Genomic DNA, 23,804 nt, shown 5'->3' with positions numbered 1-23,804 from the left:
ATGGAGTAGCATGGCGGCCTACCCAACACGGAGTACGCCATGTCTCTTGCGGTGATTCAAATGGTCAGCCAGAGCGATGTTCTGGCCAATCTGCAGCAGGCCCGCAGCCTGCTCGAACGCGCTGCCGCCGGTGGCGCCAAGCTGGCGGTGCTGCCGGAAAACTTCGCGGCCATGGGTCGTCGCGACATGGCCGCCATCGGTCGCGCCGAGGCCCTGTGCGAGGGACCGATCCTGCCGTGGTTGAAACAGGCCGCCCGCGACCTCAGGTTATGGATTGTCGCCGGCACCCTGCCGCTGCCGCCTGAGAATCAGCCCGATGCCAAGTCCAACGCCTGTTCGTTGCTGGTGGATGACCAGGGGCAGTGGGTGGCGCGCTACGACAAGTTGCACCTGTTCGACGTCGACGTGGCCGACAATCGCGGCCGCTATCGCGAATCCGATGACTATGCTCATGGAAACCGCGTGGTGGTGGCGGATACGCCGGTGGGGCGCCTGGGGCTGACGGTCTGTTATGACTTGCGTTTTCCCGAGCTGTACAGCGAGTTGCGCGCTGCCGGCGCCGAATTGATCAGCGCGCCTTCGGCTTTTACCGCAGTGACCGGTGCCGCGCATTGGGAGGTGCTGATCCGGGCCCGGGCCATCGAGACCCAGTGCTATGTACTGGCGGCGGCCCAGGGGGGCGTGCACCCGGGCCCTCGGGAAACCTACGGCCACGCCGCAATCGTCGACCCTTGGGGGCGAGTGCTGGCGCAGCAGGATCAAGGTGAGGCTGTGCTGCTGGCCGAGCGCGACAGCAGTGAGCAGGCGTCCATTCGGGCGCGGATGCCGGTGTTCAGTCACCGGCGCATTTTCTCGCAAGGCGTTCAACGGCTTGCATAAGTACGACGAATTTAAGGCCAAAGCATATGAGCGGGTTGTTGTCCTCAGTCAGTGAACATCTTCTAGCCCCTGGCGGCGTGACCATCGAAAGCCTGCAGGGCGTGCTGGGGGATCTGGCCGGCCCGGGCATCGACGCCGCCGACCTGTATTTCCAGGGACAGATTTCCGAGTCCTGGTCCCTGGAAGACGGGATCGTCAAGGAAGGCAGCTTCAACCTTGACCAGGGGGTCGGGGTGCGGGCGCAGTCCGGTGAGAAGACCGGCTTTGCCTACAGCAATGCCATCACCCTGGAAGCCCTGGGCCTCGCCGCCCGAGCGGCGCGTTCGATTTCCCGGGCCGGGCAGAACGGCACGGTGCAGGCGTTCTCGACCCAGGACGTGGCTCAGCTGTACGCGCCGGACAATCCACTGGAGGTCATCAGCCGCGCCGAGAAGGTCGAGCTGCTCAAGCGCGTTGACGCTGCGACCCGGGCCCTGGATCCGCGTATCCAGCAGGTCAGCGTGAGCATGGCCGGGGTCTGGGAGCGCATCCTTGTGGCCTCCACCGACGGAGGCCTGGCGGCGGATGTGCGGCCGCTGGTGCGCTTCAACGTCAGCGTCATCGTCGAGCAGAACGGTCGCCGCGAGCGCGGTGGCCACGGCGGTGGCGGGCGGACCGACTATCGGTATTTCCTCAGCGAGGACCGGGCCATGGGCTATGCCCGTGAAGCGTTGCGCCAGGCCCTGGTCAACCTGGAAGCGATTCCGGCACCGGCCGGCACCTTGCCGGTGGTGCTGGGTTCCGGCTGGTCCGGGGTGCTGCTGCATGAAGCCGTGGGCCATGGCCTGGAAGGCGACTTCAACCGCAAGGGCAGTTCGGCGTATAGCGGGCGCATGGGCGAAAGCGTGGCCTCCAAGCTCTGCACCATCGTCGACGACGGCACCCTGGCCGGGCGCCGTGGTTCCCTGAGCGTGGACGACGAAGGCACCCCGACCGAATGCACCACGCTGATCGAGAACGGCGTGCTCAAGGGCTACATGCAGGACAAGCTCAATGCCCGCCTGATGGGCGTGGCCCGCACCGGCAACGGGCGGCGCGAATCCTATGCCCACCTGCCGATGCCGCGCATGACCAACACCTACATGCTGGGGGGCGAGAGCGACCCGGCGGAAATCATCGCTTCGGTGAAGAAGGGCATCTACTGCGCCAACCTCGGCGGCGGCCAGGTGGACATCACCAGCGGCAAGTTCGTGTTCTCCACCAGCGAGGCCTACCTGATCGAAGACGGCAAGATCACCGCTCCGGTCAAGGGCGCGACCCTGATCGGCAACGGTCCCGAGGCCATGAGTCGGGTGTCGATGGTGGGCAATGACTTGTCCCTGGACAGCGGCGTTGGCACCTGTGGCAAGGATGGCCAATCGGTGCCGGTGGGCGTCGGCCAGCCAACCCTGAAGATCGATGCGATCACCGTGGGTGGCACAGGTGCATAGGAAGGAGGGCGTCGGGCGAGCTGCCGGGCAGCTCGCCCGTGGAGGGCTCAACGCAGACCGCGTTGAGTCTCGTCCAGTTCGCGGATGTACTTGAAGATTTTACGGCTGGAGGCCGGCGCCTTGTTATGGGCCACCTCGTGCTGGGCCTGACGGATCAGGGAACGCAGCTGTTGGCGATCGGCATCCGGGTACTCGTTGACGAACTTTTCCAGGACGTCATCGCCGCCACCGATCAGGCGGTCACGCCAACGTTCCAGGTTATGGAAGCGTTCGTTGTACTGCCGGGTGGAGGCATCGAGTTGGTCAAGCAGTTGCAGAATCGCGTCGGTGTCCTGGTCCCGCATCAGCTTGCCGATGAATTGCAGGTGGCGTTTGCGGGCGATATGGGCGACGTGCTTGGGCGCATCCGCCAGCGCCCGGCGCAAGGCGTCGGTCAGAGGCAGTTTGTTCAGCAGGTCGGGCTTGAGGGTGGTAAGGCGCTCGCCGAGATCAACCAGAGCATGCAGCTCGCGTTTGACCTGGGATTTGCTTTTCTCCCCATCGAGGGAGTCGTCGTAAGAATCAACCATGGTGGCAGTCCGCAAAGAAACGCCGCCATGATAACCAGTCGAGGGCCGCTTGTCCGGCTCGGTCGCTCGCCGGCCTTAATCGAAAGCAGAATTTGAGTGGAGAACAGCATGAGTGCAGCACAAAGCGTCGGCCCACAGGCTTTGCCGGCCCTGCAGGAGCAAGTCGAGCAAATTGTTGCCGAGGCCAAGCGCCAGGGGGCCAGTGCCTGCGAAGTGGCGGTGTCCCTGGAGCAGGGGCTGTCGACGTCGGTGCGCCAGCGGGAAGTGGAAACCGTGGAGTTCAACCGCGACCAGGGCTTTGGCATCACCCTTTATGTGGGCCAGCGCAAAGGCTCGGCCAGCACTTCTGCCAGCGGTCCGGAGGCCATTCGTGAAACCGTGGCTGCGGCGCTGGCGATAGCCAAGCACACGTCGGAAGATGAAGCGTCGGGCCTGGCCGATGCGTCCCTGATGGCCAAGGACCTGCAGGACTTCGATCTGTTCCATGCCTGGGACATCACGCCCGAGCAAGCCATCGAGCAGGCCCTGGCCTGTGAGGCGGCAGCCTTTGCGGCCGACAGCCGGATCAAGAATGCCGATGGCACCACCTTGAGCACCCACCAGGGGTGCCGGGTGTATGGCAACAGCCATGGTTTCATCGGCGGTTACGCCTCGACCCGCCATAGCCTGAGCTGCGTGATGATCGCCGAGGCCAACGGCCAGATGCAGCGCGACTACTGGTACGACGTCAATCGCCAGGGCCAGTTGCTGGCGGATCCGGCGAGCATCGGCCAGCGCGCGGCCCAGCGTGCGGCCAGCCGGCTGGGTGCCCGTCCGGTGCCGACCTGCGAAGTGCCGGTGCTGTTTTCCGCAGAACTGGCCGGCGGTCTGTTCGGCAGTTTTCTCGGCGCGATCTCCGGCGGCAACCTGTACCGCAAATCCTCGTTCCTCGAAGGCGCCCTGGGCCAGCAGCTGTTTCCCCAGTGGCTGACGATCGACGAGCGGCCGCACCTGATGCGCGCCATGGGCAGTTCGGCATTCGATGGCGATGGCCTGGCCACCTATGCCAAGCCCTTCGTCAAGGACGGCGAGTTGGTGTCCTATGTGCTCGGCACCTATTCCGGGCGCAAACTGGGCATGCCCAGCACTGCCAACGCCGGCGGGGTGCACAACCTGTTCGTCACCCATGGCGATGAAGATCAGGCTGCGTTGTTGCGGCGCATGGGACGCGGCCTGCTGGTCACCGAACTCATGGGCCATGGCCTGAACATGGTCACTGGCGACTACTCCCGTGGCGCGGCAGGCTTCTGGGTCGAGAACGGCGAGATCCAGTTCGCGGTGCAGGAAGTGACCATTGCCGGTAATTTGCGCGACATGTTCAAGCAGATCGTGGCCGTGGGTAACGATCTGGAACTGCGCAGCAACATCCGCACCGGCTCGGTGCTGATCGAGCGGATGACCGTCGCCGGCAGCTGATCCTCCTCCTGAGTCAGCCAAACGCGCCACCTTTCCCGGGTGGCGCGTTTTTTTATGCGCGCAATTTTCGTAGGCGCTGGCTGGCCAGCGAAGGCGTCCTGAGGCCCGATATCAGGTTCAAGGGCCTATTCGCCGGCAAGCCGGCTCCTACAGCAGTTGGGCAAAAATCGTACAAGTCAGATTGATTTGATTCTCAATATCATTTAATAATGAAAATCATTATTCAATGAGCCCAGGTCATGAGTTCTGCCTTGCACGAGCAGCCCTACCTCGAAAGCTGGCGCTGGATGAGTCGCCAGATCCGTTGCGCGCTGGAGCCGGATGAGCCGCGCCTGATTGAGCACTACCTGGCCGAAGGGCGCTATCTGGCGTGCTGCACCTCCATGTCGGCGTGGCGCGTCGCTGAAACCTCCTTCCGTTTATTGATCGATACCGCTACCGATACCGCATTGCCCTGGCACTGGCGCAGCCTGTGCCTGGATCAGGCCTGGCGCCCGCTGCGCGACATGGAGCGGTTGTCTTTGTGCAAGTGCCGGCTCAAGCGCTGGCAAAGCCATGCCTGGCGGTTGGCGACGGTGTCGCTGCTGCCTTCCATTCCCCTGATTGAACTGGTGCAAGGATTTCCCGATGAGTAACTTCCGTATCGAACGTGACAGCATGGGCGAACTGCAGGTCCCGGAGCAGGCGCTGTACGGCGCACAGACCCAGCGGGCGGTGGATAACTTTCCCATCAGCGGCCAGCGCATGCCGGCAGCCTTCATCCGGGCTCTGATCCTGGCCAAGGCCGCGGCGGCCCGGGCCAACGTCGAGCTGGGGCAACTGAGCCAATCCCAGGGCAAGGCCATTGTCGATGCCGCTCAGGGCCTCCTGGAAGGCGACTTCATGCAGCACTTCCCGGTGGACATCTTCCAGACCGGTTCCGGCACCAGTTCCAACATGAATGCCAACGAAGTGCTGGCGACCCTGGCCGGCCGCCTGTTGGGCGAACCGGTCAATCCCAACGACCACGTCAACTGTGGTCAGAGCAGCAACGACATCATTCCCACCACCATTCACGTCAGCGCCGCCCTGAGCCTGCACGAACGCTTGTTGCCGGCATTGGTGCACCTGGTGGACGTCATCGAGCGCAAGGCGGTGCAGGTGCATCCTTTCATCAAGACCGGGCGTACTCACCTGATGGACGCCATGCCGGTGCGCATGAGCCAGGTGCTGGACGGCTGGGCGCAACAGCTCAAGGCCAACATCGCTCACTTGCAGGACCTGCTGCCGAGCCTGCAGGCCCTGGCCCAGGGCGGCACCGCGGTGGGCACAGGGATCAACGCCCACCCCGAGTTCGCTGCGCGCTTCTGCCAGCAGTTGAGCCACCTGACCCAGGTGCCGTTCACCCCGGGCAAGAACCTGTTCGCCCTGATCGGTTCGCAGGACACCGCAGTGACGGTATCCGGTCAGCTCAAGGCCACCGCGGTGTCGTTGATGAAGATCGCCAACGACCTGCGCTGGATGAACTCAGGCCCGCTGGCGGGGCTGGGCGAGATTGAGCTGCAAGGGTTGCAGCCGGGGTCGTCGATCATGCCGGGCAAGGTCAATCCGGTGATTCCGGAGGCGGTGGCGATGGTTGCCGCCCAAGTCATTGGCAACGACAGCACCATCACCGTGGCCGGCCAATCGGGCAACTTCGAGCTCAATGTGATGCTGCCGGTCATCGCCCAGAACCTGCTGGGCAGCATCGAGCTGCTGGCCAACTCCAGCCGGCTGCTGGCGGACAAGGCTATTGCCAGCTTCAAGGTCAATGAGCCCAAGCTCAAGGAAGCGCTGGCGCGCAACCCGATCCTGGTCACCGCCCTGAACCCGATCATCGGTTACCAGAAGGCCGCGGAAATTGCCAAGACCGCCTACAGGCAGGGACGGCCGGTGATCGATGTGGCGTTGGAACTCACCGATCTGCCGCGTAGCCAGCTCGAAACTCTGCTGGATCCGGAAAAACTCACCGCAGGCGGCCTGTAACCCTCGACACCGTTTTGGAGGCGCACCATGGAGCACTGGAAACGCACGATTGAAAGGGCCAATCGTCTCTTTATGCAGGGCGAACTGGTGGATGCTCGCGAGTTCTACCTGCAGGCGCTGGCGCTGGCCCAGGTGTTGTTCGAGCGCTGGGCGGATGCCGACGAAGCGGTGGCGGCCTGCGTGATTTCCCATCACAACCTGGCGGACCTGCATCTACGCCTGAACCAGCCGGAGGAGAGCGCGGAATACCTCTGTGCCATCCATCAGCGCCTGCTGCAGACCATGCAGGACAGTCGCCTGAACCCGGCCTTGCGCGAAGCGGCCTGGCGCCAGAGCAGCAAGACTTACGTCGAGCTGCTGAATTTCATCGGCGAGCACGGTGAATACCCCCGCACTCATCGCTTGCTGGGCGGCAACGTCACGGGCCTGTCGACCGACAGCCCGCGCGCCGGCGGCACCTTTTTCGGAGTTCATTGATATGTCCTTTACCTTGCCTGCACTGCCTTACGCCTACGACGCCCTGGAGCCGCACATCGATGCGCAGACCATGGAGATTCACTACAGCAAGCACCACCAGACCTACATCAACAATCTGAATGCCGCAGTGGAGGGCACCGAATGGGCCGGTTGGGAGATCGACAAGCTGGTGGCCAGCGTCCAGCAACTGCCTGAGCCGCTCCGGGCCGCAGTGATCAACCAGGGTGGTGGGCATGCCAATCATTCACTGTTCTGGGCCGTCATGACCCCGGCCGGCGGTGGCCAGCCCGAAGGTGCCTTGGGGCAGGCCATCGAGCAGCAACTGGGCGGTTTCGAACGCTTCAAGGAGGCCTTCACCAAGGCCGCGCTGACCCGTTTCGGCAGCGGCTGGGCCTGGCTCAGCGTGACCCCGGAGAAAAAGCTGGTGGTGGAAAGCAGCGGCAATCAGGACAGTCCGCTGATGAACGGCAATACGCCCATTCTGGGGCTGGACGTGTGGGAGCACGCCTATTACCTGCGATATCAGAACCGGCGGCCGGAATACATCAACGCGTTCTACAACGTGATCAACTGGCCGGAAGTGGCTCAGCGCTACCGGGCCGCGATGGCTTGATCCCTTCTCCTGAAAACAAGATCTAAGGCCGACTATGGGCACTGAAACACTGGCGATCAGCAGCGGACGAATGTTTCGCTATGCCTTCGGTTCGCTGTTGCTGTTGGCGGGGACCGCTTTGCTGGTGGCTCAAGGGCTGAGCTGGCTAAGCCTGGAACCGCGCCTGCTGCGTGCCTTGCAAGGCGGTTCCATTTGCGCGCTGGGTACGGCACTGGGGGCGGTCCCGGTGCTGGTAATCCGGCAAATGCCGGTGGCGGTGAGCGACACCCTGCTGGGGTTTGGTGCCGGAGTGATGCTGGCGGCGACGGCGTTTTCACTGGTTGTCCCCGGCATTGCCGCAGCCCAGGACCTGGGCTTGTCTGCCTGGGGCTCCAGCGGCCTGATCTGTGCCGGCATCATGCTGGGGGCCCTTGTTCTGTTCCTGGTGGACCGCAAGATTTCCGGCGGCAGCCCGGAGTTGCTGGTGGGCACGCCGGAGCATCCAGTGATTGCCCCGCGGATCTGGTTGTTCGTCTTCGCGATCATTGCCCACAACATTCCTGAAGGGATGGCGGTGGGGGTGTCGGCCGGAGGCGGCATGCCGGATGCGGACAGTCTGGCCATGGGCATTGCCCTGCAGGATGTACCGGAAGGGCTGGTGATTGCCCTGGTGTTGGCGGGGGCGGGGATGTCGCGGGGCAAGGCGTTCCTGATCGGCGCCGCTTCAGGCCTGGTGGAGCCGGTCTTTGCCTTGCTCTGTGCCTGGCTGGTGAGCCTGGCGCAGGTGCTGCTGCCCTTGGGCCTGGCCCTGGCAGCGGGGGCGATGCTGCTGGTGGTCACTCATGAAGTGATTCCGGAGTCGCGTCGCAATGGCCATGACAAGCTTGCCAGTCTCGGCCTGTGTATCGGTTTCTGCCTGATGATGGTGATGGATACCGCACTGGCCTGAATGCCGCTCGTGCTTACTCGCCTTCGTCGAAGTAGTTGTTGATCAGTGCAACCAGTGCATCCAGTGCTTCCTGTTCCTGCTCGCCTTCGGTCTTGAGGTGGATCTTGGTGCCCTTGCCGGCGGCGAGCATCATCATGGCCATGATGCTTTTGCCATCGACCATGGATTCCGGGGTCCTGCCGGCGCGGATCTGGCAGGGGAACTGGCCGGCCACGCCGACGAACTTGGCTGAGGCGCGGGCGTGTAGGCCCAGTTTGTTGATGATCTCGATTTCCAGAGCTGGCATCGCGGGGTAGATCCTTTCAGCTAAGGTCGCGGTGGCGAACCTGGACGTTCTTCAGGGTTTTTTGCAACACCTTGCCCAGGCGCTCGGTCAGGTACACGGAGCGGTGGTGCCCGCCGGTGCAGCCAATGGCAATGGTCACGTAGGCGCGGTTGCTGGCGGCGAAGCGCGGCAGCCACTTGAGCAGATAGCTTTCGATGTCCTGGAACATCTCTTCGACATCGGGTTGCGCAGCCAGGTATTCCGCCACCGGGGCGTCCAGTCCGGATTGGGCACGCAGCTCGGGTTTCCAATACGGGTTGGGCAGGCAGCGAACGTCAAACACCAGATCGGCATCCACCGGCATGCCGCGCTTGAAACCAAAGGACTCCACCAGGAACGCGGTGCCGGGTTCCGGCTGGTTCAATAGGCGCAGCTTGATGGTGTCCCGCAGTTGGTAGAGGTTCAGATTGGTGGTGTTGACCTTGAGGTCGGCCAGATCGACGATCGGGCCCAGCAGCTGGGTTTCGTCGTGGATGGCTTCGGCCAGTGAGCGATTGGCACTGCTCAGCGGGTGACGACGACGAGTTTCCGAGAAACGCTTGAGCAGGGTTTCCTCGTCGGCATCCAGATAAAGAACGTCACACTGGATATGCCGGCTGCGCACTTCTTCCAGCAGTTCGGGGAAGCGTGACAGATGGCTGGGCAGGTTGCGGGCGTCGATGGACACCGCTACCAGCGGTTGCGCCAGTTCAGTGTGAATCAATGCGCGTTCGGCCAGCTCGGGCAGCAAGCCGGCGGGCAGGTTGTCGATGCAGTAGTAGCCGTGGTCCTCAAGAACATCGAGGGCGGTGCTTTTACCTGAGCCGGAACGGCCGCTGACGATGATCAAGCGCATGATTACTGACCGTTTTGCTCGTCCAGGACAACCTGATACAAGGCTTCGTTGCTAGTGGCACTGCGCAGGCGATCGCGGACTTCCTTGCGATCGAGCATGCTGGCTATCTGCCGCAGCAGTTCCAGATGAGCATCGGTGGCGGCTTCCGGGACCAGCAGGACGAACAGCAGGTCGACCGGGGCGCCGTCGATGGCGTCGAAATCGATGGGAGCGTCCAGGTGCATCAGTGCACTGATGGGCGACTCGCAGCCTTTGAGGCGGCAGTGGGGAATGGCGATGCCATTGCCAAAACCGGTGGAGCCGAGTTTTTCGCGGGCGATCAGGCTCTCGAAGACGTCCTGCATCTCCAGATCAGGCACTTCACGACTGATCAGGTTGGCAATTTGTTCGAGGGCGCGTTTTTTACTGCCGCCCGGCACGTTCACCAGGGAACGGCCGGGGGTCAGGATGCTTTCAAGTCGGATCATGGGAGGGGAGTGTTAGCGACCCGTGCCTTGGAGAAGGTGGAGTTGCTTTTCCTTATGCTTTTTCAGTTGGCGGTCAAGCTTGTCCGTGAGCAGGTCGATTGCGGCATACATATCGTCATGTTCTGCATTGGCGACGACCTCCCCACCGTGGATGTGCAGGGTGGCTTCGATTTTCTGCTTCAGTTTCTCGACGGCCATGGTGACCTGCACATTGGTAATCTTGTCGAAATGCCGCTCCAGCCGGTCGAGTTTTTCGCCGATGTAAGCGCGCAGAGGTTCAGTCACTTCGAGTTGGTGTCCACTGATGTTGACTTGCATACAGCTTCTCCTTCGTTGCCAGTGCATAACGCGGCAGGCTGAGGTGCCTGCCACCTAGACCATGCCTGCAACCAGCTGGCTGAGCCAGCTTGCAGGCACACTCCGAAACGCTGTGGCCGGCCCGGCGGTTACATCAACCGCTTCCGTTCGCTGGAAGGCGCGATCCCAAGGGATTCGCGGTACTTGGCGACGGTCCGGCGGGCTACCTGAATGCCTTGTGCCTCCAGTAAACCAGCGATCTTGCTGTCACTCAACGGCTTTTTCTGATTTTCCGCAGCCACCAGTTTTTTGATGATCGCGCGGATTGCCGTGGACGAGCATTCGCCGCCTTCCGAGGTGCTGACGTGGCTGGAGAAAAAGTATTTCAGTTCATATATGCCCCGGGGGGTATGCATGAATTTTTGCGTGGTCACCCGGGAAATCGTTGATTCGTGCATGCCGACCGCTTCGGCAATGTCATGCAGAACCAGGGGTTTCATGGCTTCGTCGCCATATTCGAGGAAGCCCCGTTGGTGCTCGACGATCTGGGTGGCCACTTTCATCAGGGTTTCGTTGCGGCTCTGCAGGCTCTTGATGAACCAGCGGGCTTCCTGCAACTGATTGCGCATGAAGGTGTTGTCGGCGCTGGTGTCGGCGCGGCGAACAAAACCGGCGTACTGTGCGTTGACCCGCAGGCGTGGCACGGATTCCTGGTTCAGCTCCACCAACCAGCGCTCGTTGTCCTTGCGCACGATGACGTCCGGAACCACGTACTCGGCTTCGCTGGATTCGATCTGCGAGCCGGGACGCGGGTTGAGACTTTGCACCAGTTCGATGACCTGGCGCAGTTCGTCTTCCTTGAGCTTCATGCGACGCATCAACTGGCTGTAGTCGCGACTGCCCAGGAGGTCGATGTAATCGCTGACCAGGCGCTGGGCCTCGCTCAGCCAGGGAGTTTTCACCGGCAGCTGGCGCAACTGCAGGAGCAGGCATTCGCCCAGGTTGCGTGCGCCGATGCCGGCAGGTTCGAATTGCTGGATGCGATGCAGGACGGCTTCGATCTCGTCCAGCTCGATGTCCAGCTCAGGATCGAAGGCCTCGAGGATCTCCTCAAGGGTTTCGTCCAGGTAGCCCTGATTGTTGATGCAATCGATGAGGGTCACGGCGATCAGGCGATCGGTGTCCGACATCGGGGCCAGGTTCAGTTGCCAGAGCAGGTGGCTCTGCAGGCTTTCTCCGGCCGATGTGCGAGTGGTGAAGTCCCACTCGTCGTCATCGCTGCTGGGCAGGCTGCTGGCGCTGGTCTGGTAGACGTCTTCCCAGGCGGTATCCACCGGCAACTCGTTGGGGATGCGTTCGTTCCATTCGCCTTCCTCGAGGTTGTCCACCGTGGGGGCGGTTTCCTGGTAGGAGGGTTCCTGGATTTCGGTATTGGGTTTGGACTCGGTGTTGTCGGCCAGGGGGTCGCTGTTGTCGAAGTCGTCGCCGTCTTCCTGGCGTTCGAGCATCGGGTTGGACTCCAGGGCTTCCTGGATTTCCTGTTGCAGGTCCAGGGTCGACAATTGGAGCAGGCGGATGGCCTGTTGCAGCTGCGGTGTCATCGTCAGCTGCTGGCCCATTCTCAGGACTAGCGATGGTTTCATGGCAGGGGCTTAACACCTTATTTGCCGGCGCACATGCGCCATCCACTACAGGGCGCCGAAGCGCCAAACATAAGCAAATTATATGCCTGAAACTGAAGTGTTTGCCTAGAGCGCTGTAACAATAAAGTTTGTGGGGATTTATCGTTTGCGGCGCTCTGGCGTCTGGCCCGACACCTCAGCCGTTACAGGCGGAACTCATGGCCCAGATAGACTTCCTTGACCAGTTCGTTGGCCAGGATGGTCTCGGAGTCGCCCTCGGCGATCAGTTGCCCGTCATTGACGATATAGGCAGTCTCACAGATGTCCAGGGTTTCCCGGACGTTGTGGTCAGTGATCAGTACACCGATGCCTTTGGCCTTCAGGTGATGGATGATCTGCTTGATATCGCCGACCGAGATCGGGTCGACACCGGCGAAGGGTTCGTCCAGCAGGATGAACTTGGGTGCGGTCGCCAGCGCCCGGGCGATTTCCACGCGGCGGCGCTCGCCACCGGACAGGCTCATGCCGAGATTGTCGCGGATGTGGTTGATGTGGAATTCCTGCAGCAGGCTTTCCAGCTCCTGGCGGCGGCCGGCCTTGTCGAGCTCCTTGCGGGTCTCGAGGATGGCCATGATGTTGTCTGCGACCGACAGCTTGCGAAAGATCGAGGCTTCCTGAGGCAGATAGCCGATACCGGCACGGGCGCGACCGTGCATCGGTTGGTGGCTGACATCCAGGTCGTCGATCAGGACGCGGCCCTGATCGGCCTGGACCAGACCGACGATCATGTAGAAGCAGGTGGTCTTGCCGGCGCCGTTGGGGCCGAGCAGGCCGACGATCTGCCCGCTGTCGATGGACAGGCTGACATCACGCACGACCTGGCGGCTCTTGTAGCTCTTGGCCAGGTGCTGGGCTTTCAGAGTTGCCATTACTGGGCCTTTTGCTCGTCGGTTTTCTTTTTCGGCTGGATGACCATGTCGATCCGCGGACGTGGCGCGGTGACCGAGCTGCCGTTGGCGCGACCGGCGTTAGCCACTTGCTTGACGGTGTCGTAGACGATTTTCTCGCCTTCGGTGGTGTTGCCGTCGTTGATGACCTTGGCCTTGTCGATCAGCACGATGCGGTTCTGCTGGGCATGGTACTGGATGGTCACGGCGTAGGCCTGGACGGGTTTCGGGTCGGTCTGCTTCTGCAACTGCTCGAAGTAGGCCAGGTTGCCCACCGACGTCACGACATCGATTTCGCCAGTCTTGGATCGGGTGATGGTCACGGTGTTGCCGGTGATCTTCATCGAGCCCTGGGTGATGATCACATCGCCCTTGTAGGTGGCCACGCCGTTCTTGTCGTCCAGCTGGGCGTCGTCGGCCTGAATGCGGATTGGCTGTTGGCTATCGTTCGGCAGAGCCCAGGCGCTCACGCTTCCCAGTGCTGCGCCCAGACTGAGCAAAATAGGGAGGGTTTTAACGAGCCTCATACTGTCCTCTTACGTTCGATAGCAGGTTCATCCTGCCGTCTTTCAAATACGCTTTCATTCCCTTGGCAGTGGTCACGCCGTCGGCGCCGTCGATTCTAACGGCTTGCTCGGTCTGCGCATATTGCTTCTGCGGGAATACTGTCATGCGGCTGGTGGTGATCAGCAGGTTGCGGTTGTGCTCGTCGGTGCGGGAAACCCGAACCGAATCGATCAGCTCGACCTCGGTGCCGTCCGGATTGACTTCGCCGCGCTCGCTCTGGACGTGCCAGGGGTAAGTGGTGCCGCGGTACATCTGCAGGTCGGGCTTGGTCAGCAGTGTCACTTCGCTGGCCTTGATGTGTTCGACCTTGTCCGAGGTCATTTCGTACTGCAGTTTGCCGTCGGGCAGGTACTGCACGCTGCGGGCGTTGATCGCGTAATAGTCGATGGCGCTCTCGTCGACCTGCACCACTGGCTTGTCGAGGAAGCGTTCCGGGCTGATGTTCCAGTAGCCGACCGCCGCGAACAGCAGGGCGATGGTCCCGAAGATCAGGATGGTGCGAATCTTTTTACTCAGCATGGGAGGGCTCTATAAATAAGCGGCATTGGCTGCTTCAAGGCGATCCTGGGCGCGCAGGATCAGCTCGCAGAACTCCCGTGCGGCACCTTCGCCGCCGCGGGCAACGGTAATGCCGTGGGCGTGTTCGCGGACAAAGCTGGCAGCGTTGGCCACCGCCATGCCCAGGCCGACACGGCGGATCACCGGCAGGTCGGGCAGGTCGTCACCCAGGTAGGCGACCTGTTCATAGCTTAGGCCCAGTTGGGCAAGAAGCTCGTCCAGTACCACCAGTTTGTCTTCGCGGCCCTGGTACAGATGGGGGATCCCCAGGTTCTTGGCGCGGCGTTCCACCACAGGGGTCTTGCGCCCGCTGATGATCGCGGTCTGCACCCCGGCGGCCATGAGCATCTTGATGCCTTGGCCATCGAGGGTATTGAAGGTCTTGAACTCGCTGCCGTCTTCAAGGAAGTACAGGCGACCGTCGGTCAGGACGCCATCGACGTCGAAGACCGCCAGCTTGATGTGTTTACCGCGTTGCAGCAGGTCGGCACTCATTTACATCACTCCCGCGCGCAGCAGGTCGTGCATGTTCAAGGCGCCGATCGGCCGGTCTTCCTTGTCCACCACCACCAGGGCGCTGATTTTATGGTCTTCCATGATCTTCAGGGCTTCGGCGGCCAGCATATCGGCACGGGCGGTCTTGCCATGAGGGGTCATGACCGAATCGATGGTGGCGTGGTGGATATCGATGGCGCGATCCAGGGTGCGGCGCAGGTCGCCGTCGGTGAAGATCCCGGCCAGGCGGCCGTCGGCCTCGAGGATCACGGTCATGCCCAGGCCCTTGCGGGTCATTTCCATGAGCGCATCCTTGAGCAGGGTGCCCCGTTGCACTTGGGGCAGGTCGCCGCCTTCATGCATCACGTTCTCGACCTTGAGCAGCAGGCGGCGGCCCAGGGCGCCTCCAGGATGGGAGAAGGCGAAGTCTTCGGCAGTGAACCCGCGGGCTTCCAGCAGGGCCACGGCCAGGGCATCGCCCATGACCAGGGCGGCAGTGGTCGAGGAGGTGGGGGCCAGGTTCAGCGGGCAGGCCTCGTGTTCGACATGCACATTCAGGTTGACGTCGGCGGCCTTGGCCAGCGGCGACTCGGGGTTGCCGGTCAGGCTGATCAGTTGGATGCCCAGGCGCTTGATCAGCGGCAGCAGGGTGACGATTTCGTTGGTGGAACCCGAGTTGGAGAGGGCCAGGATCACGTCGTCGCGGGTGATCATGCCCATGTCGCCGTGGCTGGCTTCGGCCGGATGGACAAAGAAAGCGGTGGTTCCGGTGCTCGCCAGGGTCGCGGCGATCTTGTTGCCGATGTGCCCGGACTTGCCCATGCCGACCACGACCACTCGGCCTTTGCTGGCCAGAATCATCTCGCAAGCGCGTACGAAATCTGCGTCGATATGGGGCAGCAAGCCTTCTACGGCCTGAAGTTCGAGGCGGATGGTGCGTTGTGCTGATTGAATCAGGTCGCTGGATTGGCTCATGTCTGAAATCGTATAGCCCGATGAAAAGGCGGCGATTATAGCGGTAATGAACAAATCCCTCACGCAAGTTCGTCAGCCTTTGTCCGTCCGGTATCAGGATTCCTCCGATTTCGCCTGTCCTGGACCTGAACGTTCACGGCTTCGGCCTTGGGGGCGTCGTATCAGCAGTGATATAGTTCGCCGCCAGTTCGGCCTGCCCAGGGGCACGTACTCCCGGCAGGGAGCCAAGCGTCCGAGTGATAGGCTGCATCGCAAGGAGTTTAGATGAGTGCCGATAACGCCTACGCGGTCGAGCTGAAGGGACTGTCCTTCAAGCGCGGTGCGCGCAGCATTTTCAATAACGTGGATATCCGTATTCCGCGGGGCAAGGTCACCGGCATCATGGGGCCTTCCGGCTGCGGAAAAACCACCCTGTTGCGCTTGATGGGCATGCAGTTGCGGCCCAGCAGCGGCGAAGTGTGGGTCAACGGTCAGAATCTGCCGACCCTCTCGCGCAGCGATCTGTTCGATGCGCGCAAGCAAATGGGCGTGCTGTTTCAGAGTGGCGCACTGTTTACCGATCTGGATGTGTTCGAGAACGTGGCTTTTCCGCTGCGGGTGCATACCGAACTGCCGGACGAGATGATTCGCGACATTGTCCTGCTCAAGCTGCAGGCGGTGGGCCTGCGTGGTGCCGTCGACCTGATGCCCGACGAGCTGTCCGGCGGCATGAAGCGTCGGGTCGCCCTGGCCCGGGCCATCGCCCTGGACCCGCAGATTCTCATGTACGACGAACCCTTCGTGGGTCAGGACCCGATTGCCATGGGCGTCCTGGTGCGGCTGATCCGCCTGCTCAACGATGCCCTGGGCATTACCAGCATCGTGGTGTCCCACGATCTTGCGGAAACCGCGAGCATTGCCGATTACCTCTATGTAGTCGGTGATGGCCAGGTATTGGGTCAGGGAACTCCTGACGAACTGATGGACTCCGACAATCCGCGTATCCGTCAATTCATGAAGGGGGATCCCGACGGCCCGGTGCCGTTTCACTTTCCAGCGACGGATTACCGCGCAGATCTTCTGGGGAAGCGCTGATGCGCAAAATATCGCTAATCGAGAGGGTTCGCCTCTTCGGTCGCTCAGGCATCGATGTCCTGGCGGTACTGGGGCGTTCCACCCTGTTCCTGTTTCACGCGCTGCTGGGACGTGGCGGCATCGGCGGCAGTTTCGGCCTGCTGATCAAGCAACTGCACTCCGTGGGCGTGATGTCCCTGGTGATCATCGTCGTGTCCGGAGTCTTCATCGGCATGGTGCTGGCGCTCCAGGGCTTCAACATTCTCTCCAGCTACGGTTCGGAGCAGGCGGTGGGGCAGATGGTCGCCCTGACCCTGTTGCGTGAGCTGGGGCCGGTGGTTACCGCGCTGCTGTTTGCCGGTCGTGCCGGTTCGGCGCTGACTGCCGAGATCGGCAACATGAAATCCACCGAGCAGCTCTCCAGCCTGGAGATGATCGGGGTCGACCCGCTCAAGTACATCATCGCGCCACGCCTCTGGGCCGGCTTCATCTCCCTGCCGCTGCTGGCGATGATTTTCAGCGTAGTGGGCATCTGGGGCGGCTCCTGGGTTGCTGTGGACTGGCTGGGTGTCTATGAAGGTTCCTACTGGTCGAACATGCAGAACAGCGTGACCTTCAGCGGTGACGTACTCAATGGTGTGATCAAGAGTATCGTTTTTGCGTTTGTAGTGACCTGGATCGCCGTATTCCAAGGCTACGACTGTGAGCCCACCTCAGAGGGGATCAGCCGTGCCACTACCAAGACCGTGGTGTACGCCTCGTTGGCCGTACTCGGCTTGGACTTTATTCTGACCGCCTTGATGTTTGGAGATTTCTGATGCAAAACCGCACCCTGGAAATCGGTGTCGGCCTTTTCCTGCTGGCCGGCATCCTGGCTTTGCTGTTGCTTGCCCTGCGAGTCAGTGGCTTGTCTCCGAGCGCAAGCACCGATACCTACAAGCTTTACGCCTACTTCGACAATATCGCCGGTTTGACGGTCAGAGCTAAGGTGACCATGGCCGGGGTAACCATCGGCAAGGTCACGGCGATCGATCTGGACCGCGACAGCTTCACCGGTCGGGTCACCATGCAACTGGAAAAACGTGTGGATAATCTGCCGACCGACTCCACTGCATCTATCCTGACGGCTGGCCTGTTGGGTGAGAAATACATCGGTATCAGCGTGGGCGGGGAAGAAGCCTTGCTCAAGGATGGCGGGACCATCCACGACACCCAGTCGTCGCTGGTGCTGGAGGACCTGATCGGTAAATTCCTGCTCAATACCGTTAGCAAAGACGCCAAATGAGGAGTTTTTCGATGATCTCTATCTTGCGACGTGGCCTGTTGGTGCTGCTGGCGGCCCTGCCGTTGCTGGCCAATGCGGCCGGTGCACCTTCCGCACACGATCTGGTGCAGGACACCACCACCCGCCTGCTGGCGGATCTGGCGGCCAACAAGGAAAAGTACAAGCAAAGCCCGAACGACTTCTACAACGCCCTGAACGGCATTGTCGGTCCGGTGGTGGATGCCGACGGCATCTCCCGCAGCATCATGACCGTGAAGTATTCGCGCAAGGCCACACCGGAGCAGATGGCGCGCTTCCAGGAGAATTTCAAGCGCAGCCTGATGCAGTTCTATGGCAACGCCTTGCTCGAGTACAACAACCAGGGCATCACCGTTTCTCCGGCCAAGGATGAAAGCGGCACCCGTACCAGCGTGGACATGCAGGTCAAAGGCAACAACGGCGCTATCTATCCGGTGTCCTACACCCTGGAAAAGATCAACGACGAGTGGAAAGTGCGTAACGTGATCATCAACGGCATCAACATCGGCAAGCTGTTCCGTGATCAGTTCGCCGACGCCATGCAGCGCAACGGCAACAACCTGGACAAGACCATCGACGGCTGGGCCGGCGAAGTGGCCAAGGCCAAGGAAGTCACCGAAGACGCCGCCCATAAGGCTGCACAATGAGTGAGTCGGCCGTACGCCTGGGTGACGCCGGGGAGCTGCTGATCAGCGGCGTGCTGGATTACCGCAGCGGCCCGGGCCTGCGCAAGCAGGGCCTGGCGCTGATCAAGTCGAGCCCGGGCACCGCCCTGGTACTCGATTGCTCGGCGGTGGAAAAATCCAGCAGTGTCGGTCTGGCCCTGTTGCTGGCCTTCATTCGCGATGGTCAGGGGCTGGGCAAGACGGTGAGCGTTCGCGCCCTGCCCGAGGACATGCGGGAAATCGCCGAGGTATCCGGGGTCACCGAGATCCTCCTCCATCCGTAGTAACCCACATCTATATAGAAGCCCCCCGTCAGAGTCCTGCTATGCGGGGTTCGCAGGCGCGGGGCTTTTTTGTATGATGTCCGACCCGCGCGCACAGGGCGCCGATTGAGGTTGAGCATGCAGGCCAACGAAGTGAAGAGCTTTCTTGAGGGAAAGCTGCCCGGAGCTCAGGTAGAAGTTGAGGGCGAAGGCTGCAACTTTCAGCTGAACGTGATTAGCGACGAACTGGTGGCCTTGAGCCCGGTCAAGCGTCAGCAGAGCATCTATGCCCATTTGAATCCATGGATTGCCGATGGCAGCATCCACGCGATCACCATGAAATTTTTCAGCCGCGCGGCCTGGGCCGAGCGCACCTGAGCCCAAGGGCGTCGAGACTGTTATGGATAAATTGATTATTACCGGCGGCGTTCGCCTTGATGGCGAGATCCGCATTTCCGGGGCCAAGAACTCCGCGCTGCCGATTCTGGCGGCAACCCTGCTGTGCGATGGCCCGGTCACCGTGGCCAACCTGCCGCACCTGCACGACATCACCACCATGATCGAGCTGTTCGGTCGCATGGGCATCGAGCCGGTGATCGACGAGAAGCTCAGTGTCGAAATCGACCCGCGCACCATCAAGACCCTGGTGGCGCCTTACGAGCTGGTGAAAACCATGCGCGCCTCGATCCTGGTGCTGGGCCCGATGGTTGCCCGCTTCGGTGAGGCCGAAGTGGCCCTGCCAGGCGGTTGCGCCATCGGCTCGCGCCCGGTTGACCTGCACATCCGCGGCCTGGAAGCCATGGGCGCGGTGATCGACGTCGAAGGCGGCTACATCAAGGCCAAGGCCCCTGAAGGCGGCCTGCGCGGCGCGAACTTCTTCTTCGATACCGTGAGCGTGACCGGTACCGAGAACATCATGATGGCCGCGGCGTTGGCCCGGGGCCGCAGCGTGCTGCAGAACGCCGCCCGCGAACCTGAAGTCGTCGACCTGGCAAACTTCCTGATCGCCATGGGCGCGAAGATTTCCGGCGCCGGCACCGACACCATCACCATCGATGGCGTCGAGCGTCTGCATTCGGCGATCTACAAGGTCATGCCCGACCGTATCGAAACCGGCACCTACCTGGTGGCGGCTGCCGTCACCGGCGGCCGGGTCAAGGTCAAGGACACCGATCCGACCATCCTTGAAGCCGTACTGGAAAAACTCAAGGAAGCAGGCGCCGAAGTCACCACCGGCAGCGACTGGATCGAGCTCAACATGCACGGCAAGCGCCCCAAGGCGGTCAACGTGCGTACTGCTCCGTACCCGGCGTTCCCGACCGACATGCAAGCGCAGTTCATTTCCCTGAACGCGATTGCCGAAGGCACGGGTGCGGTGATCGAGACCATCTTCGAAAACCGCTTCATGCACGTGTACGAACTGCACCGCATGGGCGCCAAGATCCAGGTCGAAGGCAACACTGCGATCGTCACCGGCACCGAAATCCTCAAGGGCGCGCCGGTCATGGCCACCGACCTGCGGGCCTCGGCCAGCCTGGTGATCTCGGCCCTGATGGCCGAAGGCGACACCCTGATCGACCGCATCTACCACATCGACCGTGGTTACGAGTGCATCGAAGAGAAGCTGCAGATGCTCGGCGCCAAGATCCGCCGCGTACCGGGCTAGTAGCATGACGGGCACAGGGAGGTGCCCACAGCCGAATCTGTTCCACGTCGAGCCTGTCTTCAGGCTCGACGCATGTCTGGCGCCGTTTGCGTCCGGGCATCAGTCGCCGCATAAGGACTTACGTTACTCATGTTGACCATCGCACTGTCCAAGGGCCGTATCCTCGACGACACGCTGCCGCTTCTGGCTGAAGCGGGCATCGTGCCAACCGAGAATCCGGACAAGAGCCGCAAACTGATCATCCCCACGACTCAGGACGATGTTCGCCTGCTGATCGTGCGCGCCACCGATGTGCCGACCTATGTCGAGCATGGCGCTGCCGACCTCGGGGTGGCCGGCAAGGACGTCCTGATGGAGTACTCCGGCCAGGGCCTGTACGAACCACTGGACCTGCAGATTGCCCAGTGCAAGCTGATGACCGCCGGTGCCATTGGCGCCGTCGAACCCAAGGGGCGCCTGCGCGTGGCCACCAAGTTCGTCAACGTGGCCAAGCGTTACTACGCCGAACAGGGCCGCCAGGTGGACATCATCAAGCTCTACGGCTCGATGGAACTGGCGCCGCTGATCGGTCTGGCGGACAAGATCATCGACGTGGTCGACACCGGCAACACCCTGCGGGCCAACGGCCTGGAGCCCCAGGAACTGATCGCCACCATCAGCTCCCGCCTGGTGGTCAACAAGGCATCGATGAAGATGCAGCACGCCCGTATCCAGGCGTTGATCGACACCCTGCGCAAGGCAGTGGAATCGCGACACCGCGGCTGATTCACATGCGTGGCCTTGAGCCGCGCCCATCTATCCGCGTCATAGCCAGAATGCTCAGGTGCCCACGCGGATGGCTTGGTAGTCTTGCGGCGCCTGAGCTTTGCAAATCCAAGCTTGCCCTTTTGTGCACTCGCCAATCATTGAGGCCTTCGCTATGACCGCTCCGACTGCAATTCGCCGACTCAACGCTGCCGACCCGGATTTCGCCCGTCATCTGGATCATCTGCTGAGCTGGGAAAGTGTCTCTGACGATTCGGTCAATCAGCGGGTGCTGGACATCATCAAGGCCGTGCGCGAGCGCGGTGACGCGGCGCTGGTGGAGTTCACCCAGCGTTTCGACGGCCTGCAAGTGGCCTCCATGGCCGACCTGATCCTGCCGCGCGAGCGCCTGGAGCTGGCCCTGACCCGAATCACCGTGGCCCAGCGCGAAGCCCTGGAAAAGGCCGCGGCGCGGGTGCGCAGCTATCACGAGAAACAGAAGCAGGACTCCTGGAGCTACACCGAGGCCGACGGCACGGTGCTGGGCCAGAAGGTCACGCCGCTGGACCGCGCCGGCCTGTACGTGCCGGGGGGCAAGGCTTCCTACCCGTCGTCGGTGCTGATGAACGCGATCCCGGCCAAGGTGGCGGGCGTGACCGAGGTGGTGATGGTTGTGCCGACCCCGCGTGGCGAGGTCAATGAGCTGGTGCTGGCGGCGGCCTGCATTGCCGGGGTCGACCGAGTCTTCACCATCGGCGGCGCCCAGGCCGTGGCCGCGCTGGCCTACGGCACCGAAAGCGTGCCCCAGGTGGACAAGGTGGTCGGTCCGGGCAACATCTATGTGGCCACTGCCAAGCGCCATGTGTTCGGCCAGGTCGGCATCGACATGATCGCCGGTCCGTCGGAGATCCTCGTGGTCTGCGACGGCCAGACCGATCCGGACTGGATCGCCATGGACCTGTTCTCCCAGGCCGAACACGACGAAGACGCCCAGGCGATCCTGGTCAGCCCGGACGCCGAGTTCCTGGACAAGGTGGCGGCGAGCATCGCCAAGTTGCTGCCGACCATGGAGCGTGCGGAAATCATCAACACCTCGATCAATGGCCGTGGCGCCCTGATCCAGGTTCGCGACATGCAGCAGGCCATGGACGTGGCCAACCGCATTGCCCCCGAGCACCTGGAGTTGTCGGTGGCCGACCCGCAAGCCTGGCTGCCGCAGATCCGCCACGCCGGGGCGATCTTCATGGGCCGTCACACCTCCGAGGCGCTGGGCGATTACTGCGCCGGGCCGAACCACGTGCTGCCGACGTCCGGTACTGCGCGTTTCTCCTCACCGCTGGGGGTGTATGACTTCCAGAAACGCTCGTCGATCATCTTCTGCTCCGAGCAGGGTGCGTCCGAGCTGGGCCGGACCGCCTCGGTGCTGGCCCGTGGCGAGTCGCTGACCGCCCACGCCCGCAGCGCCGAATACCGCATCGTCGACGACCAAGATCAGGGGCAATGAACATGAGCAAATTCTGGAGTCCGTTCGTCAAGAACCTGGTGCCCTACGTGCCGGGCGAGCAACCCAAGCTGACCAAGCTGGTCAAGCTCAACACCAACGAAAACCCCTATGGCCCGTCGCCCAAGGCCCTGGCGGCGATGCAGGCCGAGCTCAACGACAACCTGCGCCTGTATCCCGATCCCAACAGCGACCTGCTCAAGCAGGCGGTGGCCCGCTATTACGGGGTGCAGGGCAATCAGGTCTTCCTCGGCAACGGTTCCGACGAAGTCCTGGCGCACATTTTCCATGGCCTGCTGCAGCAGGATAAGCCGCTGCTGTTCCCGGACATCAGCTACAGCTTCTACCCGGTGTATTGCGGCCTGTACGGCATCGACTACCAGGCGGTGCCCCTGGACGAACAGTTCCAGATCCGTGTGGCCGACTACGCCCAGCCCAACGGCGGGATCATCTTCCCTAACCCGAATGCGCCCACCGGCTGCCTGCTGGCCCTGGACGCGGTGGAGCAGATCCTCCAGGCCAGCCCGGATTCGGTGGTGGTCGTGGACGAAGCCTATATCGACTTCGGTGGCCAGACCGCCATCAGCCTGGTGGACCGCTATCCCAACCTGCTGGTGACCCAGACCCTGTCCAAGTCGCGCTCCCTGGCCGGCTTGCGGGTGGGCCTGGCAGTGGGGCATCCGGACCTGATCGAGGCCCTGGAGCGGATCAAGAACAGCTTCAACTCCTACCCGCTGGATCGCCTGGCCATTGTGGGTGCAGCGGCGGCCTTCGAGGACCGCGAGTACTTTGCCAAGACCTGTCAGCTGGTGATCGAAAGCCGCGAGTGGGTGGTGGCGCAGTTGCAGGCCAAGGGTTTTGAAGTGCTGCCGTCGGCGGCCAACTTCATCTTTGCCCGCCACCCGCAGCACGACGCAGCCGGCCTGGCGGCCAAGCTGCGTGAGCAAGGGGTGATCGTGCGTCACTTCAAGCAGGAACGGATCGCCCAATTCCTGCGCATCAGCATCGGCACGCCGGAGCAGAACCAGGCCCTGATCGACGGGTTGGGGCAGCTTTAAGCCGCAAGCTGCAAATTAGAAGCTCAGAGCCAATGCTTGGAGCCTCTCGCCTGCAGCTACAAGCTTGCC

At 62.2% G+C, this 23,804-nt stretch carries 29 protein-coding genes; 18 read left to right on the top strand and 11 right to left on the bottom strand.

Going from position 1 to position 23,804, the window contains the following annotated elements:
• The first annotated feature begins 39 nt into the window (after nt 1-39).
• Entirely contained in the window at nt 40-879 is an 840-nt protein-coding gene (locus ACMGG8_RS30055) for a carbon-nitrogen hydrolase family protein (RefSeq protein ID WP_060837541.1), read from the top strand.
• 26 nt (nt 880-905) lie between these two features.
• Nucleotides 906-2,348, top strand: coding sequence for a metalloprotease TldD (gene tldD, locus ACMGG8_RS30050; protein ID WP_060837542.1), 1,443 nt, complete (start codon nt 906-908; stop codon nt 2,346-2,348).
• Between the two features lie 47 nt (nt 2,349-2,395).
• Here tldD and yjgA read toward each other — a convergent pair whose 3' ends face one another.
• On the bottom strand, nt 2,396-2,917 hold the full coding sequence (gene yjgA / locus ACMGG8_RS30045; RefSeq protein ID WP_016966626.1) for a ribosome biogenesis factor YjgA: 522 nt from the start codon (nt 2,915-2,917) through the stop codon (nt 2,396-2,398).
• 108 nt (nt 2,918-3,025) lie between these two features.
• Between yjgA and pmbA the strand changes: the two genes are divergently transcribed.
• The 6 genes from pmbA to ACMGG8_RS30015 all read left to right on the top strand — a co-directional run bounded on the left by pmbA (nt 3,026) and on the right by ACMGG8_RS30015 (nt 8,394).
• The gene (gene pmbA / locus ACMGG8_RS30040) at nt 3,026-4,372 is read left to right on the top strand and encodes a metalloprotease PmbA (RefSeq protein ID WP_060837543.1); all 1,347 of its coding nucleotides are present in this window, start codon (nt 3,026-3,028) and stop codon (nt 4,370-4,372) included.
• A 239-nt stretch (nt 4,373-4,611) separates the two neighbouring features.
• Nucleotides 4,612-5,007 carry a hypothetical protein gene (locus tag ACMGG8_RS30035; RefSeq protein WP_060837544.1) on the top strand — a complete coding sequence of 132 codons (396 nt, stop codon included), beginning with the start codon at nt 4,612-4,614 and terminating at the stop codon, nt 5,005-5,007.
• On the top strand, nt 5,000-6,376 hold the full coding sequence (locus ACMGG8_RS30030) for a class II fumarate hydratase (protein ID WP_060837545.1): 1,377 nt from the start codon (nt 5,000-5,002) through the stop codon (nt 6,374-6,376). Before ACMGG8_RS30035 ends, ACMGG8_RS30030 begins: the two co-directional genes overlap by 8 nt.
• A gap of 27 nt (nt 6,377-6,403) precedes the next feature.
• Nucleotides 6,404-6,853, top strand: a complete 450-nt coding sequence (locus ACMGG8_RS30025) for a hypothetical protein (protein WP_060837546.1) — start codon at nt 6,404-6,406, stop codon at nt 6,851-6,853.
• Nucleotide 6,854: 1 nt separating this feature from the next.
• The gene (locus ACMGG8_RS30020) at nt 6,855-7,466 is read left to right on the top strand and encodes a superoxide dismutase (RefSeq protein WP_060837547.1); all 612 of its coding nucleotides are present in this window, start codon (nt 6,855-6,857) and stop codon (nt 7,464-7,466) included.
• 34 nt (nt 7,467-7,500) lie between these two features.
• Entirely contained in the window at nt 7,501-8,394 is an 894-nt protein-coding gene (locus tag ACMGG8_RS30015) for a ZIP family metal transporter (protein WP_060837548.1), read from the top strand.
• Between the two features lie 13 nt (nt 8,395-8,407).
• On the opposite strand, the gene ACMGG8_RS30010 is transcribed toward ACMGG8_RS30015, so the two are convergent.
• The 10 genes from ACMGG8_RS30010 to ACMGG8_RS29965 all read right to left on the bottom strand — a co-directional run bounded on the left by ACMGG8_RS30010 (nt 8,408) and on the right by ACMGG8_RS29965 (nt 15,482).
• Nucleotides 8,408-8,680 carry an HPr family phosphocarrier protein gene (locus tag ACMGG8_RS30010; RefSeq protein ID WP_060837549.1) on the bottom strand — a complete coding sequence of 91 codons (273 nt, stop codon included), beginning with the start codon at nt 8,678-8,680 and terminating at the stop codon, nt 8,408-8,410.
• A 16-nt stretch (nt 8,681-8,696) separates the two neighbouring features.
• Nucleotides 8,697-9,554 (bottom strand): RNase adapter RapZ, encoded by an 858-nt coding sequence (rapZ, locus tag ACMGG8_RS30005; protein ID WP_016966640.1) that lies wholly within the window; start codon nt 9,552-9,554, stop codon nt 8,697-8,699.
• A 2-nt stretch (nt 9,555-9,556) separates the two neighbouring features.
• Nucleotides 9,557-10,021, bottom strand: a complete 465-nt coding sequence (gene ptsN, locus ACMGG8_RS30000) for a PTS IIA-like nitrogen regulatory protein PtsN (RefSeq protein ID WP_011059267.1) — start codon at nt 10,019-10,021, stop codon at nt 9,557-9,559.
• A 12-nt stretch (nt 10,022-10,033) separates the two neighbouring features.
• Nucleotides 10,034-10,339, bottom strand: coding sequence for a ribosome hibernation-promoting factor, HPF/YfiA family (gene hpf / locus ACMGG8_RS29995; protein WP_016966642.1), 306 nt, complete (start codon nt 10,337-10,339; stop codon nt 10,034-10,036).
• Nucleotides 10,340-10,467: 128 nt separating this feature from the next.
• On the bottom strand, nt 10,468-11,961 hold the full coding sequence (locus ACMGG8_RS29990; protein ID WP_108544260.1) for an RNA polymerase factor sigma-54: 1,494 nt from the start codon (nt 11,959-11,961) through the stop codon (nt 10,468-10,470).
• A gap of 182 nt (nt 11,962-12,143) precedes the next feature.
• Complete coding sequence (lptB, locus tag ACMGG8_RS29985) at nt 12,144-12,869, bottom strand: LPS export ABC transporter ATP-binding protein (RefSeq protein WP_011059270.1); 726 nt, start codon at nt 12,867-12,869, stop codon at nt 12,144-12,146.
• Nucleotides 12,869-13,414: a lipopolysaccharide transport periplasmic protein LptA gene (gene lptA, locus ACMGG8_RS29980; protein ID WP_011059271.1), complete on the bottom strand. Its 546-nt coding sequence runs from the start codon at nt 13,412-13,414 to the stop codon at nt 12,869-12,871. Before lptA ends, lptB begins: the two co-directional genes overlap by 1 nt.
• Complete coding sequence (lptC, locus tag ACMGG8_RS29975) at nt 13,401-13,973, bottom strand: LPS export ABC transporter periplasmic protein LptC (protein ID WP_016966644.1); 573 nt, start codon at nt 13,971-13,973, stop codon at nt 13,401-13,403. Before lptC ends, lptA begins: the two co-directional genes overlap by 14 nt.
• 9 nt (nt 13,974-13,982) lie before the next feature.
• On the bottom strand, nt 13,983-14,507 hold the full coding sequence (locus ACMGG8_RS29970) for a KdsC family phosphatase (protein ID WP_060842494.1): 525 nt from the start codon (nt 14,505-14,507) through the stop codon (nt 13,983-13,985).
• A complete protein-coding gene (locus ACMGG8_RS29965) occupies nt 14,508-15,482 on the bottom strand; it encodes a KpsF/GutQ family sugar-phosphate isomerase (RefSeq protein WP_414158906.1) in 975 nt (324 codons plus the stop codon).
• A 264-nt stretch (nt 15,483-15,746) separates the two neighbouring features.
• On the opposite strand from ACMGG8_RS29965, the gene ACMGG8_RS29960 reads away from it, so the two are divergent.
• From ACMGG8_RS29960 to hisC, 10 genes are all read left to right on the top strand, one after another.
• Nucleotides 15,747-16,556, top strand: a complete 810-nt coding sequence (locus tag ACMGG8_RS29960; RefSeq protein ID WP_016966646.1) for an ATP-binding cassette domain-containing protein — start codon at nt 15,747-15,749, stop codon at nt 16,554-16,556.
• Nucleotides 16,556-17,353 (top strand): lipid asymmetry maintenance ABC transporter permease subunit MlaE, encoded by a 798-nt coding sequence (mlaE, locus tag ACMGG8_RS29955; RefSeq protein ID WP_016966647.1) that lies wholly within the window; start codon nt 16,556-16,558, stop codon nt 17,351-17,353. Before ACMGG8_RS29960 ends, mlaE begins: the two co-directional genes overlap by 1 nt.
• A complete protein-coding gene (mlaD, locus tag ACMGG8_RS29950; protein ID WP_016966648.1) occupies nt 17,353-17,820 on the top strand; it encodes an outer membrane lipid asymmetry maintenance protein MlaD in 468 nt (155 codons plus the stop codon). The genes mlaE and mlaD overlap by 1 nt, the downstream gene beginning before the upstream one ends.
• Nucleotides 17,821-17,831: 11 nt before the next feature.
• Nucleotides 17,832-18,485, top strand: a complete 654-nt coding sequence (locus tag ACMGG8_RS29945; RefSeq protein ID WP_060837555.1) for a phospholipid-binding protein MlaC — start codon at nt 17,832-17,834, stop codon at nt 18,483-18,485.
• Complete coding sequence (locus ACMGG8_RS29940) at nt 18,482-18,787, top strand: lipid asymmetry maintenance protein MlaB (RefSeq protein ID WP_047301785.1); 306 nt, start codon at nt 18,482-18,484, stop codon at nt 18,785-18,787. The genes ACMGG8_RS29945 and ACMGG8_RS29940 overlap by 4 nt, the downstream gene beginning before the upstream one ends.
• Nucleotides 18,788-18,904: 117 nt before the next feature.
• The gene (locus ACMGG8_RS29935) at nt 18,905-19,144 is read left to right on the top strand and encodes a BolA family protein (RefSeq protein WP_016966651.1); all 240 of its coding nucleotides are present in this window, start codon (nt 18,905-18,907) and stop codon (nt 19,142-19,144) included.
• Between the two features lie 22 nt (nt 19,145-19,166).
• Nucleotides 19,167-20,432 (top strand): UDP-N-acetylglucosamine 1-carboxyvinyltransferase, encoded by a 1,266-nt coding sequence (murA, locus tag ACMGG8_RS29930; RefSeq protein WP_011059281.1) that lies wholly within the window; start codon nt 19,167-19,169, stop codon nt 20,430-20,432.
• 129 nt (nt 20,433-20,561) lie between these two features.
• Nucleotides 20,562-21,197 carry an ATP phosphoribosyltransferase gene (hisG, locus tag ACMGG8_RS29925; RefSeq protein WP_016968619.1) on the top strand — a complete coding sequence of 212 codons (636 nt, stop codon included), beginning with the start codon at nt 20,562-20,564 and terminating at the stop codon, nt 21,195-21,197.
• Nucleotides 21,198-21,351: 154 nt separating this feature from the next.
• Nucleotides 21,352-22,680 carry a histidinol dehydrogenase gene (gene hisD, locus ACMGG8_RS29920; RefSeq protein ID WP_047283941.1) on the top strand — a complete coding sequence of 443 codons (1,329 nt, stop codon included), beginning with the start codon at nt 21,352-21,354 and terminating at the stop codon, nt 22,678-22,680.
• 2 nt (nt 22,681-22,682) lie between these two features.
• Nucleotides 22,683-23,735: a histidinol-phosphate transaminase gene (hisC, locus tag ACMGG8_RS29915; protein WP_060845069.1), complete on the top strand. Its 1,053-nt coding sequence runs from the start codon at nt 22,683-22,685 to the stop codon at nt 23,733-23,735.
• Nucleotides 23,736-23,804: the final 69 nt, after the last annotated feature.

The sequence above is a fragment of the Pseudomonas sp. BNK-45 genome (genome assembly GCF_047456255.1).
In the GTDB taxonomy this organism is placed as follows: Bacteria; Pseudomonadota; Gammaproteobacteria; order Pseudomonadales; family Pseudomonadaceae; genus Aquipseudomonas.
The sequence above is the reverse complement of the archived record's forward strand: the minus strand, read 5'-3'. Positions and strand labels throughout refer to the sequence as shown.